The sequence below is a fragment of the Sphingobium sp. MP9-4 genome (genome assembly GCF_005281675.1).
GTDB classification, from domain to species: domain Bacteria; phylum Pseudomonadota; class Alphaproteobacteria; order Sphingomonadales; family Sphingomonadaceae; genus Sphingobium; species Sphingobium yanoikuyae.
The window spans coordinates 76415-91027 of record NZ_LUFI01000002.1; the positions used below are offsets into that span (position 1 = coordinate 76415).

At 66.7% G+C, this 14613-nt stretch carries 9 protein-coding genes; 5 read left to right on the top strand and 4 right to left on the bottom strand.

Going from position 1 to position 14613, the window contains the following annotated elements; genetic code table 11:
* Positions 1–231: 231 nt before the first annotated feature.
* Positions 232–1812 (top strand): ABC-F family ATP-binding cassette domain-containing protein, encoded by a 1581-nt coding sequence (locus A0U87_RS01305; protein WP_048936542.1) that lies wholly within the window; start codon positions 232–234, stop codon positions 1810–1812.
* Here A0U87_RS01305 and nagE read toward each other — a convergent pair.
* The 4 genes from nagE to A0U87_RS01325 form a co-directional block, all read right to left on the bottom strand.
* Positions 1809–3485 carry an N-acetylglucosamine-specific PTS transporter subunit IIBC gene (gene nagE / locus A0U87_RS01310; RefSeq protein ID WP_048936543.1) on the bottom strand — a complete coding sequence of 559 codons (1677 nt, stop codon included), beginning with the start codon at positions 3483–3485 and terminating at the stop codon, positions 1809–1811. The genes A0U87_RS01305 and nagE overlap by 4 nt on opposite strands.
* Positions 3482–5950, bottom strand: coding sequence for a phosphoenolpyruvate--protein phosphotransferase (gene ptsP / locus A0U87_RS01315; RefSeq protein ID WP_048936544.1), 2469 nt, complete (start codon positions 5948–5950; stop codon positions 3482–3484). The genes nagE and ptsP overlap by 4 nt, the downstream gene beginning before the upstream one ends.
* On the bottom strand, positions 5947–8223 hold the full coding sequence (locus A0U87_RS01320; protein WP_048936545.1) for a family 20 glycosylhydrolase: 2277 nt from the start codon (positions 8221–8223) through the stop codon (positions 5947–5949). The genes ptsP and A0U87_RS01320 overlap by 4 nt, the downstream gene beginning before the upstream one ends.
* Positions 8224–8353: 130 nt before the next feature.
* Positions 8354–11014, bottom strand: coding sequence for a TonB-dependent receptor (locus tag A0U87_RS01325; RefSeq protein ID WP_048936546.1), 2661 nt, complete (start codon positions 11012–11014; stop codon positions 8354–8356).
* A gap of 200 nt (positions 11015–11214) precedes the next feature.
* Here A0U87_RS01325 and A0U87_RS01330 point away from each other — a divergent pair, with 200 nt between their 5' ends.
* The 4 genes from A0U87_RS01330 to A0U87_RS01345 all read left to right on the top strand — a co-directional run bounded on the left by A0U87_RS01330 (position 11215) and on the right by A0U87_RS01345 (position 14583).
* Positions 11215–11958, top strand: coding sequence for a GntR family transcriptional regulator (locus A0U87_RS01330; RefSeq protein ID WP_048936547.1), 744 nt, complete (start codon positions 11215–11217; stop codon positions 11956–11958).
* A gap of 8 nt (positions 11959–11966) precedes the next feature.
* Positions 11967–13010: an SIS domain-containing protein gene (locus A0U87_RS01335; protein WP_170978339.1), complete on the top strand. Its 1044-nt coding sequence runs from the start codon at positions 11967–11969 to the stop codon at positions 13008–13010.
* Complete coding sequence (gene nagA / locus A0U87_RS01340; protein ID WP_048936549.1) at positions 13010–14143, top strand: N-acetylglucosamine-6-phosphate deacetylase; 1134 nt, start codon at positions 13010–13012, stop codon at positions 14141–14143. Before A0U87_RS01335 ends, nagA begins: the two co-directional genes overlap by 1 nt.
* A gap of 125 nt (positions 14144–14268) precedes the next feature.
* Positions 14269–14583 carry a hypothetical protein gene (locus tag A0U87_RS01345; protein ID WP_037521534.1) on the top strand — a complete coding sequence of 105 codons (315 nt, stop codon included), beginning with the start codon at positions 14269–14271 and terminating at the stop codon, positions 14581–14583.
* Positions 14584–14613: the final 30 nt, after the last annotated feature.

The window sequence follows — 14613 nt, forward strand, 5'->3', positions numbered from 1 at the left end:
TCCACGGCCGGCGACAGCATGCGCACCGACAGGCGAAAACATCCCGCCAAGCCGCAGAAAAGCGCGATTTTTCGTCGTTTATCGCGATGCCGATGTTTGTCCTGTGCGGCCCGGCGCTTGAACAGGGCGGCGATCGCAGCTAAATTGATGCATCAATTCACCAGAAAAGAGACCGTGCCGTGGATTTCAACCTGACCGCAATGCCGATCCGCAACGCTGCCAGGGAAATTCATGCTCATGCCCGCCATATCCTGTTCCAATCTCGGCTGGACCACGCCTGACGGCCAGTCCGTCCTTTCCGGTCTAGACCTTCGTTTCCAGAGCGAGCGCACCGCCCTTGTCGGCCGCAACGGCGTCGGCAAGACGACCTTGCTGCGCCTGATCGCCGGCGATCTCACCCCCAGCAGCGGCAGCATCGCCGTGCAGGGCCGGCTCGCCCGCCTGCGCCAGGCCGTGCAGTTCGGCGCGGATGAACGGATCGCCGATCTGTGGGGCGTGGCCGATGCCATCGCCCTGCTGCGCCTCGCCGAAAGTGGCGATGCCACCGCCGAGCAACTGGCCGATGCCGACTGGACGCTCGAAAGCCGGATCGACGCCGCGCTGGAGCGGGTCGGGCTCGCTGCCGGGCCGGATACCCGGCTTTGCACTTTGTCGGGCGGCCAGCGCACCCGCGCCGCGCTCGCCGGCGCGATCCTGGAAGCCCCCGATTTCCTGTTGCTGGACGAACCGACCAACAATCTCGACCGGGCCGGGCGCGCGGCCGTCGCCGAACTGGTCGATGGCTGGCGCGCCGGCCTGATCCTCGTCAGCCATGATCGCGAGTTGCTGGAGCGCGTCGACGCGATCGTCGAACTCACCGGCCTCGGCGCCCAGCGCTATGGCGGCAACTGGTCCCATTATCGCGCGCGCAAGGCGGTCGAACTCACCGCCGCCGCCCATGATCTCGACATCGCGGAACGACAGGTCAAGCAGGCCGCGCGCAAGGCCCAGCTCGCGACCGAGCGCCAGCAGCGACGCGACGCCGCCGGCGCCCGCAAGGGCGCGCGCGGCGACATGCCCCGCATCCTGATCGGCGCGCGCAAGAACCAGGCGGAAGCCTCTTCCGCCGCTGGCCGCCATGTCGCGGAGCGGCTGCGCGCCGAGGCGGAGGATCAGGCGCAAGCCGCACGCAGCCGGGTCGAGATATTGGAGCCGATCCGCATCGCCCTGCCCTCGACTGGCCTGGCGCCGGATCGGATCGTCCTGCGCCTCACCGATGTCAGCGTCGGCCATGATCCCGCCACGCCCTTGCTGGCGCATGTCGACCTGCTGGTCGAAGGGCCGGAACGGATCGCCATCACCGGCCCCAATGGATCGGGCAAGACCAGCCTGCTTGCGACCATGGCCGGCACATTGCCGCCGCTCGCCGGACGGATCGACCGCCCGGTGCGCCACGCCGTACTGGACCAAACCGCCGCGCTGCTCGATCCTGCCCTATCGATCGCGGACAATCTCGCGCGCCTGCATCCCGAACTCGACGAAAATGGCCGTCGCGCCCTGCTCGCCCATTTCCGTTTTCGCGGCGACGCCGCGCTGCAACGGGTCGTTAGCCTCAGCGGCGGGCAGATGCTGCGCGCGGGCCTGGCCTGTGTGCTGGGCAGCGCGCCGCCGCCACTGCTGATCCTCGACGAGCCGACCAACCATCTCGACCTCGAAGCGATCGAGGCGGTGGAGGCTGGGCTGCGCGGCTATGATGGCGCCCTGCTGGTCGTCAGCCATGACGCGCGCTTTCTCGACGCGATCGGCATCACGCGCCGGATTGCGCTCGGCTAGGCGGCCCGCAACGCTTCCGCCAGTGGCTGCACCTGATCGCCCAGGATCAGGTGCAGCCAGCCATCGGCCGATGCCGGCAGCACCCAGGCCTTGACCCCGGCGCCCCGCAACGCCGCCGCGTCCACGGCAGCGGGCCGATCGACGCGCACCAGAAGGCGCGTGCCGCGCGGCTCGACCGCGCGCACGCCGGCGCCCTTGAGCAGAGCGACCAGATCGGACGTGCCCGCGATCGGCGCCGGATCATGCCCGGCCAGCGCGCTGCGGATCTCCGCTGCGACCTGATCGGCGATCGGCCCCAGCACCACCTGGAAACCGCCGTCGCGCAGGCGGACGACGCCGCGCGCGCCCAGCGCCCGCAAACGGGCCTCGTCCGCGATTGCACTGTCGCCCAGCACCAGACGCAGCCGGGTGGTACAGGCATCGACCGATCGTACATTGGACTTCCCGCCCAGCGCCGCGACCATCGCCGGCCCGCGCGCACCGGCCACGTTCGGCATGTCCACCGCAGCGGCAGCTTCATCCTCGCGTCCCGGCGTCTTCAGGTTGAAGCGGCGGATGCACCAGCTGAAGGTGGCATAATAGACAGCGAAATAGACAAGCCCGACCGGGATCAGCATCAGCGGCTTGGTCGCCAGACCATAATTCATCAGATAGTCGAACAGGCCAGCGGAAAAGCCGAAGCCCAGCTTCACGCCCAGCGCGTCCATGACCACCATCGACAGGCCGGTCAGCACCGCATGGACGACATAGAGGATCGGCGCCAGGAAGATGAAGCTGAACTCGATCGGTTCGGTCACGCCGGTGAGGAAGGAGGTGAGCGCAAGGCTGAGCAGCAGGCCACCGACGCGCTTGCGCCGATCCGGCAAAGCGGTGCGATACATGGCGAGGCAGGCGGCCGGCAGGCCGAACATCATCACCGGGAAGAAGCCCGACATGAAACCACCAGCGGTCGGATCGCCCGCGAAGAAGCGCTTGATATCGCCGGTCGCGCCATGGAAGTCACCAAGCAGGAACCAGGCGACATTGTTGATGATGTGGTGCAGCCCGGTAATCAGCAGCAACCGGTTGAGCAGGCCATAGACGAACAGGCCGAGCGGTCCGGCCGCCACCACCCATTGGCTCAGGCGATCGATCCCCGCCTCGATCCAGGGGAAGCCAAGGCCGAACATCAGCGCGCCGAACAGGCCGGCCAGCCCCGCGACGATCGGCACGAACCGGCGCCCGGCGAAGAAGGCCAGATAGTCGGGCAGCTTGATGTCGGAAAAGCGGTTGTAGAGCAGGCCCGCGACGATGCCCGACAGGATGCCGGCCGGCACGGAGACCTTGGCGATTTCCTTGGCGCGCCAGGCGGCCTGCGCCGCCTCCGCCACGTCGGGCGGCAGGACCAGCAATACCTTCGCGCCCTCGGTCGTCACCAGATAGGCGATCACCCCGGCGAGGCTCGCCGCGCCATGATTTTCGCGGGCGAGGCCCACGGCGACACCGGCGGCGAAAAGCAGGCCGAGATTGGAGAAGATCGCGTCGCCCGCTGCCGCGACGAAGGGAATGGCGAGCATGTCGGGCTGGCCAAGGCGCAGCAGCAGCGCGGCGATCGGCAACACCGCAATCGGCAGCATCAGCGCCCGGCCAAGGGGCTGTAGCCGGGCCAGCAGGTTGGCGGGACGGAAGCTCATGGCAGGACTCCTTGGGCCATTTCGCGCACGGCAGCGGGGCTTTCGGCGGCGCAGGCGCGCTCCGCCAGGTCGATGCAACGGGCCATGTCGAGCGTGCGCACCACCGCCTTCAACCGGGCAATGGCGGCGGGCGTGGCCGACAATTCGGTGATGCCAAGGCCGATCAGGATCGGTGCGGCGAGCGGGTCGGAGGCAAGGCCGCCACAGACGCCGGCCCAGCGGCCATGACGCTGCGCGCCGTGCCCGACTTCGCGGATCAGGCGCAGTACCGCGGGATGCAGCGCATCGATCCGGTGCGACACCGCCGCGTTGCCGCGATCGACGGCCAGCGTATATTGGGTCAGGTCATTGGTACCGATCGACAGGAAATCGGCCTCGGCCGCCAGCATGTCCGCCAGCATCGCCGCCGCCGGCGTCTCGATCATCACGCCCAGCGGCACCGGCGCGTCGATACCCAGCGCCGCCTTTTCCGCGTCCAGCATCGCCCTGACCGCGCGATAGTCGGACAGGTCCACAATCATCGGCAGCATGATGCGGCACTGGTCCGCCGGCACGGCGCGCAGGATCGCGCGCAACTGTACCTGCATCAAGTCCGGCCGGGCGAGGCTGAGGCGCACGCCGCGCAAGCCCAGCGCCGGATTTTCCTCGGCCGCCATCGGCAGATAGGGCACCGGCTTGTCGCCGCCAATGTCGAGCGTCCGCACGATCAGCGGCCGATCGCCCAATGTCGTTGCGATACCGGAATATATTTCTCGTTGTTCGGCCTCGTCCGGCGCCTCCGCCCGCTCCAGAAACAGGAATTCGGTGCGCAGCAGGCCGCACCCCTCGGCCCCGGCCGCCACGGCGGCGGCGGCATCGGCCTGCGATCCCAGATTGGCGAAAATCTCGATCCGGGTGCCGTCGGCCATGCGACAATCGGCATGAGCCTGCGCCCGGTCGCGGCTGCGCTGCTCGCGCGCGGCGGCGATCCGCGCGCTGACCTCCGACAATGTGTTCACGCCCGGATCGGCATCGATCCGCGCCCCGTCCGCGTCCAGGATGACCGTCCGCCCCTCGGCGATGGCCAGCACATCCCGGCCGGCGGCGACCAGCATCGGGATGCCGGCCGACGCCGCGAGGATCGCGACATGGGAAGTGGGACCGCCGGCCGCCGTGCAGATTCCGGCCAGACGGTCCCTATCGAGCGCCAGGAACTGCGAGGGGAGCAGATCCTCAGCGATCAATATGCTTTGAGGGGGCAGCGGCGGCACCGCGCTTGCCTCGCTGCCAAGCAGGGCGGCGATCAGCTGTCGCTCGATATCGATCAGGTCGGCGACACGTTCCATCAGCAGCGGATCGCCGGTCGCACGGATCGCCTCGGCCGCCTGGGCGGTCGCATGGCGCCAGGCGAAGGCGGCGCTGCGCCCGGCATCGATCTGGTGCCCGGCCGCCTCGGCCAGTTCCGGGTCGGCCAGCAGCGCGCGATGCGCCGCCGCAATCTCGGCCGCCAGGCCATGGCCCGCCGACAATTCGGCATCGACTGTCGCCATCGCCCGCGCGAGCGCGGCATGTTCGGCCGCGCCGCCCTGCCCGTCGCGCGGCACGTCGACATCGGCGACGCGCAGCTGCACCACCTGTCCGATTGCGAGCCCCGGCGCAGCCGTCACCGGGCCGTGCTGCGGCACGACCGGCGCGGGCGCGGGATGATCGACCTTCGCCTCCTCACCCAGCCCCGCTTCGATCAGCGCCACCAGCGCCTCGACCGCCGCGCGGGCATCGCTGCCTTCGCCCCGGATGATGATCTCATCGCCGCTACGCACGCCAAGGCCAAGCAGCCCAACGGTGCTGCGCGCATTGACGCTCTTGCCGTCCCGCACGATCGCCACCGGCGCGACGAAGGTGCGGAGCAGCGCCGCGATCCGCGCGGCCGGACGGGCGTGGATGCCATGGGGGGCGTCGACGCACACGACCCGTTGATGGCTGTCACCTTCGCTGTCACCTTTGACCGCTGCAGGCGCCAGCGCCGTGATCCGCGCAACGCCATCCTGCCAGCCGACCCGCCGGTCGAGCGGCTCCAGCGACAGGGCATAGCCCTCGCCCGCCAGCACCACCGGCGTGATCAGCGCCTTGGCCCCTTGCGCCACGGCGTCGAGATCGAAACCGATCAGCAGGTCTCCGGTCGCAACGGCATCGCCCGGCTTCACTTTCGGCGTAAAGCCCTTGCCGCCCAGCGTCACCGTCTCCAGCCCGACATGGATCAGCAGTTCCGCGCCATTGGCCAGGCGCAGCGAGACCGAATGGCCGGTCGGCGCCACCGTCAGCACGGTCGCGTCGGCCGGCGCGCGGACTTCGCCTGCGATCGGGTCGATGGCAAAGCCCTCACCCATCATCCCCTCGGCAAAAACCGGATCGGGCACGCTTTCGATCGGCGCCAGCCAGCCCGCCAGGGGCGCGCGCAAGGTCACGCTGGCCATCATCCCGCTCATGGGATCAGTTCCACCTGCTTGATCGCCCATAGGGGCTCAACATCCTTCGCCGTATAGGTGATGCACAAATTTGCCTTGCCGCTGCGCGGCGCGATCGGCCCGACCAGCCGGGTCACTTCCGGGTTCCCGACCGCCGGCGCCAGCGGCAGCACGGCGATGCGCTCGCCCTCGCAATTGCCGGCCCGCACTTCCATCTCGCCCGCCGGGGTCGCCGGGGGGCGGAAATGGATGGCGTCGCGATCCTTGCCGATCTGGAAATTGAACGGAAGCTGGCCGACCTCGATCGCGATCCTGGACGCGCCGCCAACCGGGGCGTCGACATAGAGCCAGCAAGGCTGCAGGATATCGATCAGGAAATGCGCCCGCTCGCCCTGCGCCGGGGCATCATCCTCCAGCGAGAGCACGACCTTGTTGGCGCAGCTTGCCAGTTGCTCGTCGGTGCGGCGGCGCAGGAAGGACGCGTCGAGACCGATGTCGATCGCGCCCGGCATCATCCCGCCGCGCCAGACGGTGCCGGCCCGCAACCGGGTGCCGACCGGCAGGCTGAGACCGTCCTTGTAGACCGGCGCGCGTGGCGTCACCGCGCTGCCGTCCAGCGTATAATGGATCGGAAAGCCCGACTGGCTTTCCAGCGTCACCCGCGCCGCCTTGTCGCCTGACGCATAATCCGTCTTCGCCGTCACCGTCAGCGCGCTGATCGCGGGCTTCAGGCCCAGCGTTCCCATCCGCGTCATCTGCGGCACCAGCCGGTCCATGAAGCTGGCAAAATCATGGCTCGCGACCGGCGACCAGCCGATTTCGGCGACGGCGCTGCCGCGCGGGAATTGCTGCCACTGGGCGCGTTCCTCGGTGCGGACATGCTCGGTGAAGAGATTGCCCTGCAGCCCCAATATATGCTGCTGCTCGGCGGCGCTCAGCCCTTCGGGTTCGGGATTGAAGTCATAGACGCTGTGCAGGTCGGACAGATGGCCGCGCCCCGGCGACTCCAGCGGCCCAAAGCCCTGGCGATTGTCGAAATAGAGGATCGGCGCCGGGCTCAATATCGCGTCATGGCCGGACTTGGCGGCGGTCACCGCCCCCTCGATCCCGCGCCAGGAGGTGATGGTGGCATGGGGCGAGGCGCCGCCTTCCAATATCTCGTCCCAACCGATCGGCTTGCGACCATGCTTGGTCAGGAAATCGTCGATGCGGTGCATGAACCAGCCCTGCATCGCATCCTCGCTGCTGATGCCCAGCGCCTTCATCTTCGCCTGCATCGCCGGCGAGGATTTCCACTGGTCCTTCACCGCCTCGTCGCCGCCGATATGGATATAGGGCGACGGGAACAGCGCCATCACATCGGTCAGCACGTCCTCCAGAAAGCCAAAGGTCGCGTCATCGGCATTATAGAGCCAGGGGAAGACGCCCCAGTCGGACTCCGTGCCCGGCGGGATCGGCACGCCCATGCCGAGCTTAGGATAGGCGCGGATCGCCGCCAGCGCATGGCCCGGCATCTCGATCTCCGGCACGATCATGACGCCGCGCGCGGCGGCGTAGGCGACGATATCGCGAATTTCGGCCTGGGTGTAGAAGCCACCGACCTTGGGCAGCGGCGGCGCGCCGGGTGCGCCAGCGGGCACGCGCCAGGCGGAAACTTCCGTGAGGCGCGGATATTTGGGAATCTCGATACGCCAGCCCTGATCATCGACCAGATGCCAGTGTAGCCGGTTGAGCTTGTTGACCGCCATCCAGTCGATCAACTGGCGCACATAGGCGGGCGACTGGAAATGGCGGGCGCTGTCGAGCATCAGCCCGCGCCACTGGAAGCGCGGCGCGTCGGCAATGTGCATCGCCGCGACCGATACCGGGCCAGCAGCCTGATCCTGCGTCATCGCCTGCCACAGCGTCACCGCGCCATAGAGCAGCCCCGCATCGTCGCCGGCGGCGATCGTGGCACCCTTGCCGGTCACGTCGAGGGTGTAGGATTCCGCTGCACCGGTCTTGGCGCGGCGGAACACTATCGCATTGTTGGCGTCAGCGCCCGTCTCGATCCGGGGACGAAAGCCCCGGCTGCGCGCGACCAGATCGGCGAACCGCTCGGCCGCGTTGCGGGCAGCGGCATCGCCGACAGGCACCCGGATCGGCGTGGTCGAGCTGATGAGAAAAACGCCCTGCCCTTCCCGCATCTGCGCGGGCACCGGCAACAGGCGGGGCAGTTCGGCCATGGCCGGGGCGGTGGCGATGCCGGACAGCATCAGCGACGCAAGCAGCGTCAGGCGGCGGGCACGGATCACGAAACAGGCTCCCGAAAATAGCGTGCCCTTGCCGCGCCGCGCGGACGCGACAAGGGACGTGCGGCGGGCGGACGCTGTTGCGTTCCGTCCCGCCGTCTTCAAGTCATGCGCCTTCTGACAGGCGAGGCAATCAATAGTTGAAGTTCACCGTCGCCAGGAACTTGCGGCCCGAGCGATAGACGCCGCGCGGCAGTGCCGTGGTGTTGGCATAGGCATAATATTCCGCGTCGGTCAGGTTCATGCCCGACAGGGTGATGCCGATCTGCGGCGTGACATTATAGGTCGCCGACACGTCCAGATTGTCGGAGTCCCGCACGAACATATTGTCGCCGCGGTCGATGCCGGTGAAATATTTCGACCGCCAGGTGTAGGTGGCGCGCAGCGCGACCGGGCCGCTTTCGAAGAAGGGGCTGACGCTGGCCTGATGCTTGGAATTATAGGGCAGCGCCTGGCCGCCTTCACCCGAACCGTCGGAATAGGTGTAGTTGGCCAATATGCCGAAGCCATAGGGCAGGTTCTGCTGATAGGCGACGGCAAAGCCCTTCACCTCGGCCGAACCGGCATTGTAGGGACGGCTGATCTGATAGGTCGTCACCCGGCCCTGAGACTGGTTGAAATAGCTCTCGGGCGCCGTCTTCTGCAGGATATAGTTGCTGATATCCTTGTAGAAGACTTCGGCCGACAGGATCGACCCCTGCTTGAAATACCATTCGACCGAGGCGTTGAGATTACCCGACGTGTAGGGCTTCAAGTTCGGGTTGCCGCCACCGCCGGTCAGCACCGTGTCCGACAGCCAGAAATAATTGGTCATGTCGGCATAGTTGGGACGCGACATCACCTTGGCGGCGGAGAAGCGCAGGATCAGATCCTGCTGCGCGGTCCAGGCGATATTCGCGCTGGGCAGCCAGTTGTCATAGCTGCGCTTGGTCGTCTGCCAGGTCCAGTCAGCTGCGCTGTTGCAGGGCGCGCCAGCGTTGCAGACATAGCCGGCGCTGTCGGTCTTGGTATTCACATAGCGCACGCCGAAATTGCCGCGCAGCGTGCCGGTGTCGAAATTGGCCTGGGCATAGACCGCGTTGATATCCTCCTGGATGTTCCAGTTACCGGCGGTAAATTCCGCCGCCGCGAAGATCGACGGCGTCGGTAGTGTCTGGCCTTCCAGATAGTCGACCATCGACGGGCCGCTGATGATGAAGCGGTCGGTCATCTGGTCGTTCACGCCGCTGAAGCCGCGCAGATAATTGCCCGCCACCGTCTTGGGATCGAACTGCGCCGCCGCGACGCCCAGACCATTGAGCGCAATGCCCGCATATTGCTGGCCGGTCTCGTGATGGCGATATTTATAGCCGATCTGGATGCGCTTCAAAGCACCGTCGAAATCGAAGCCGAGGTCAGCCTGGCCGTAACGCTCCTTGTCGCTGGTCGGCTTGGTGACGGTGTTGCCGCTCCAGCCCGGATCGGTCACGAAGGCATTGGGGTTGCCCTGAACATCGGTGGCATAGCTCAGCGAGCCGGGCGACTTGGGGGCGCCGCCGATATTCACGGTATAATCCGCCCAGTTGAGGAATTCGAGGAAGACCTGCCGCTTGGTGCCGCCGTCCGCGTCCGACAGGCCGCCTTCGACCGTCAGATCCCAGGTGCCACCGTCCCAACGCGCCTTGCCGCGATAGGTATCGGACTTCATTTCCGCCTCGCGATACTGGACGTCCAGCACCGACAGCGCATTCTTGAAGGTTGCGCTGGTGACGATGCCGTTATTGACCTCCAGACCGGTCAGCGCCCCCAAGCTGTTCCAGGTATTGCCCTGGAAGGCATACATGGACTGGTTGAGGTTGTTGTAGGTGGCGTCGATCTTGAGCCAGCTCGCTTCCAGGGTCAGCTCGTCGACCGGCTTCCACTGGGCGGTGGCCGAATAGGTCAGGCGCTCACGGCCCTGTTCGAAATAGGAGGTGCCAAAGGCGTTGGGGCTGATCGCGTCGAGATTATTGCTCAGCGTGGTGGCGCATTCGCCGACGCAACCATTGTCGCGCGAGTCCACCGGATTGTCGGCATTGCCGCCGGCCCACTGATCGGCCTTCATCGTGCCATAGGTTTCGACGCCGTCGCGGCGCAGCCGGTCCTTGGCGCGCTGGAACGAGGCGAGGATGCCGAACGTGCCTTCCTCATTATGCCAGCTGACCAGCGCCGATCCCTGGATATCGCCCTTCTTCGAGCGATCATTATAGAGATAGCCAAGCTGGCCCGCCATGGTGAAGGGTTTCAAGTCCAGCGGCTTGCGGGTCACGACATTGACCGTGCCGCCGATCGAACCTTCGTCGATGCGGGGTTCGGGCGACTTGTAGACATCGACCCGGCCGACCAGTTGCGGCGCGAGCAGCGCATAGTTGAAGGTGCGGCCCGGCGAGTCGAGGATGAACCAGTCGGCCGACGCCACGGTCTGGCCGTCCAGCAGGGTGCGGTTGAGCGCCGGATCGGTGCCCAGGATCGATACCTTTTCGCCCTGGCCAAACTGGCGGTCGACGGTGACGCCCGGCACCAGCGTCAGCGCTTCGGCGACATTGGTATTGGGGAATTTGCCGACATCTTCGGCGGAAATGCTGTCGACGATCGCGTCAGCGTTACGCTTGACGTCGATCGCCTTGGCGAGCGAGGCGCGATAACCGGTGACGACGATATCGCTGGCATTTGCATCGGCGTCCGGCGCGGAAGCATCGCTTCCCTGCGCATGCGCGGCACCGGAAAACAGCGCGATGGCGCTGGCGGTACCGACCAGAAAAGTCCGAATCCCCATATCTCACCCCTTATTTATATTTGATGCATGGCACCAATTGGGCGGACCAACTGCATACCAATAAGCAGACCATCCGCCGAAGTCATACCGCCGTCAAGAGGGATATTTTCAAAATTGTGACGGGGTTTGAAATTTTTCACTGGCATATGGTATTTAATTGGTCTTAGTGTGCAGACAACACAGATGCTGGTGGAGACGAGATGCCGCTGCTTGCCGAACAGATTGGACCGCTCGACGCGCTGGGCGGTGGCCCGCTCTATCGCCGGCTCGAAGACGCGCTGCGCGAAGCGCTGCGCACCCAGCGACTGAAACCCAATGAAGCGCTGCCGCCCGAACGTGACCTGGCATCGGAACTCTCGGTGTCCCGCATCACCCTGCGCAAGGCGCTGGATTCCCTGGTCGAGGAAGGACTGCTGGTCCGCAAGCAGGGCGCCGGCACCTTCGTCGCCAACCGGGTCGAAAAGCAGTTCGCCAAGCTCTCCTCCTTTTCCGAGGATATGGCGGCACGCGGCCGCACGGTGCGCAGCGAGTGGCTGGGCCGCAGCATCGGCGCCGTCACGCCCGACGACGCGCTGACGCTGGGCCTCAGCCCCGGCGCGGCCGTCTACCGTTTCAACCGCATTCGCTATGCCGACGATGTCGCGATGGCGCTCGAATATTCGACCATTCCCGGCTTCGGCCTCGACGGTGTCGATGTCGTCGGCGCCTCGCTCTATGCAGCCCTGGAAGCTGCCGGCAACCGTCCGGTCCGTGCCCTCCAGCGCCTGCGCGCCGTCCTGTTCAACGCCGAACAGGCCAAGCTGCTGGGCATCGAGGCAGGGGCGCCCGGCCTCTATATCGAACGGCGCGGCTTCCTGGACGATGGCCGCGTCATCGAAGCGACGCAAAGCTGGTACAGGGGCGATGCCTATGACTTCGTTGCCGAACTCGACATGCGCGCCTGACCGAAAAGATGCCTGATACGATGCTCAATCCGCAAGATACCCTGATGTTCGCCGAGGCCGCAGAGGCCGGCGCCGTCATCGCCCGCCAGTTCGCCGCCAACGCCGAAACGGTCAAGGCGCTGGCCGCCAGCCTGCGCGCCGATCCGCCGCGCGGCATCGTCACCTGTGCCCGCGGCAGTTCCGATCATGCGGCGACCTTCGCCAAATATCTGTTCGAAACGCGCCTGGGCCTGCTGACCACGTCGGCCGCACCCTCGATCGCTTCGGTCTATGGCACCGCCCCGGCGCTCGCCGACATGCTGGCCATCGCCATCTCGCAGTCGGGCAAGAGCCCCGACATCCTGGCCACGGTCGATGCTGCAAAAAGCGCGGGCGCAAGGACCGTCGCGATGGTCAATGTCGCCGACTCGCCGCTTGCCGGCCAGGTCGATACGCTGCTGCCGCTCCACGCCGGCCCGGAACGCAGCGTCGCCGCCACCAAATCCTATATCGCCTCGATCGCCAGCCTGCTGAACCTTGCCGCCCATTGGAGCGAGGATGCGGAATTGCTGGCGGCGCTGGAGACTGCCCCTGCCCTGCTCGCCCAGGCCTGGGCCTGCGACTGGACGCCGCTCGTCGAACAGCTCGCCACCGCGCGCGGCCTCTACGTCATCGGCCGCGGCATCGGCTTCGGCATCGCGCAGGAAGCTGCGCTCAAGTTCAAGGAAACCAGCGGCCTTCATGCCGAAGCGTTCAGCGCGGCCGAGGTCAAACATGGCCCGATGGCGCTGGTCGGCCCCGATTTCCCGCTGCTGGTGTTCCGCCAGGCGGATGAAACCGCCGAAAGCGTCGATGAACTGGTGCGCGAGGTCGTTACGCGCGGCGGCCAGGTGTTGATCGCCGGGGAGCCGGTGGATGGCGCCATCCACCTGCCGGTGCCCACCGCCCATCCGGCGATCGAACCGATGCTGCAGGTCCAGGCCTTCTACCGCGCGGTCAACGCGCTGTCGGTCCGGCGCGGCTTCAACCCGGACCAGCCCCCGCACCTTGCCAAGGTGACGGAGACCCTCTGATGCGTCACGCTCTGGTCAACGGGTCGATCCTGATCGACGGCCACTTCCATGCCGGCAAGGCGCTGCTGATCGAGGGCAATCGCATTGCCGCGATCCTGCCCGACGCCGATGTCCCGACCGATGTCGCGCGGCGCGACCTGGGCGGCGACCGGCTGGTGCCCGGCTTCATCGATACGCAGGTCAATGGCGGCGGCGGCGTGCTGTTCAATGATGCCCCGACGGTCGAAGGCATCGCCGCGATCGGCGCCGCCCATCGTCGTTTCGGCACCACCGGCTTCCTGCCGACGCTCATCAGCGACGATCTGGCCGTCATCCGCCAGGCGGTCGCCGCCGTCGATGCCGCGATCGAGGCCGGCGTGCCGGGCGTGCTCGGCATCCATATCGAAGGGCCCTATCTCAATATCGAGCGCAAGGGCATTCACGACGGCGACAAGATCCGCCCGCTCGATGCCGAGGGGTTGGAAGTGCTGTCTTCGCTCAGGCGCGGTCGCACCCTGGTCACGCTGGCGCCCGAGCGGACCTCGCCCGACATGGTGCGCCAACTTGTGGAGCGCGGCGTGATCGTCGCGGCGGGCCACAGCAATGGCGGCTATGAGGATATGATCGGCGCGGTCGAGGCCGGCCTGTCCGGCGTCACCCATCTCTACAATGCCATGTCGCCACTGGGCTCGCGCAAGCCCGGCATCGTCGGCGCCGCGCTGGAGCAGGACAGCGTGACCTGCGGTATCATCGTCGATGGCCATCATGTCAGCGCCACCGCGCTCAAGATCGCGCTGCGCTGCAAGCCGGAAGGCACGCTGATGCTCGTCACCGACGCCATGCCCTCGGTCGGCTCCGACGCGGACGAGTTCATGCTCCAGGGTCGCCATATCCTGGTCCGCAACGGCGCCTGCACCGATGATGCCGGCACGCTGGCCGGTTCCAATCTCGACATGATCACCGCCGTCCACAACAGCGTCGCCATGCTGGACGTCCCGATCGAGCGCGCCATCGCCATGGCATCGGCGGCCCCGGCCGCCTTCCTCGGCCTTGCCGCCGAAACCGGTCGCATCGCGCCCGGCCTGCGCGCCGACCTGCTGCAATTGAATGCCCAGGGCGCGGTCGTGCGCAGTTGGATCGGCGGCAGCTACTGAACCAAACATCGCCGGGGCGGTTGGATCGCGCCCCGGTTCCCTGCCTGCTCGGCCCCGCTTATGATACAGATCGTCTCACGGCCGCTGGACGTCGGGACAAGACCTGTTGCCTTGAGAGGATGCTGATGAAAACCGCCCTGATCGCCACCAGCCTGATCTTCGCTGCGACCACGCCGCACATCGCCATGGCGCAGGCCCCTGCCGCCGCGCCTGCCCCAGCCTATAGCGTCGAGACGACCGACATCGGCACATTGCTCGACAATCCGGCGACCAAGGCCGTCCTGGACAAGAATCTGCCGGGCTTCACCGCCAATCCGCAGATCGACATGGCGCGTTCGATGACGCTGAAGGGCGTGCAGCAATATGCTGCCGACACGCTGACCGACGCCGCGCTTGCCAAGGTGCAGGCCGATCTCAACAAAATTCCGGCCAAGAAATAAGGATAAGGCCGGCGCGCATCATCGCGCCGG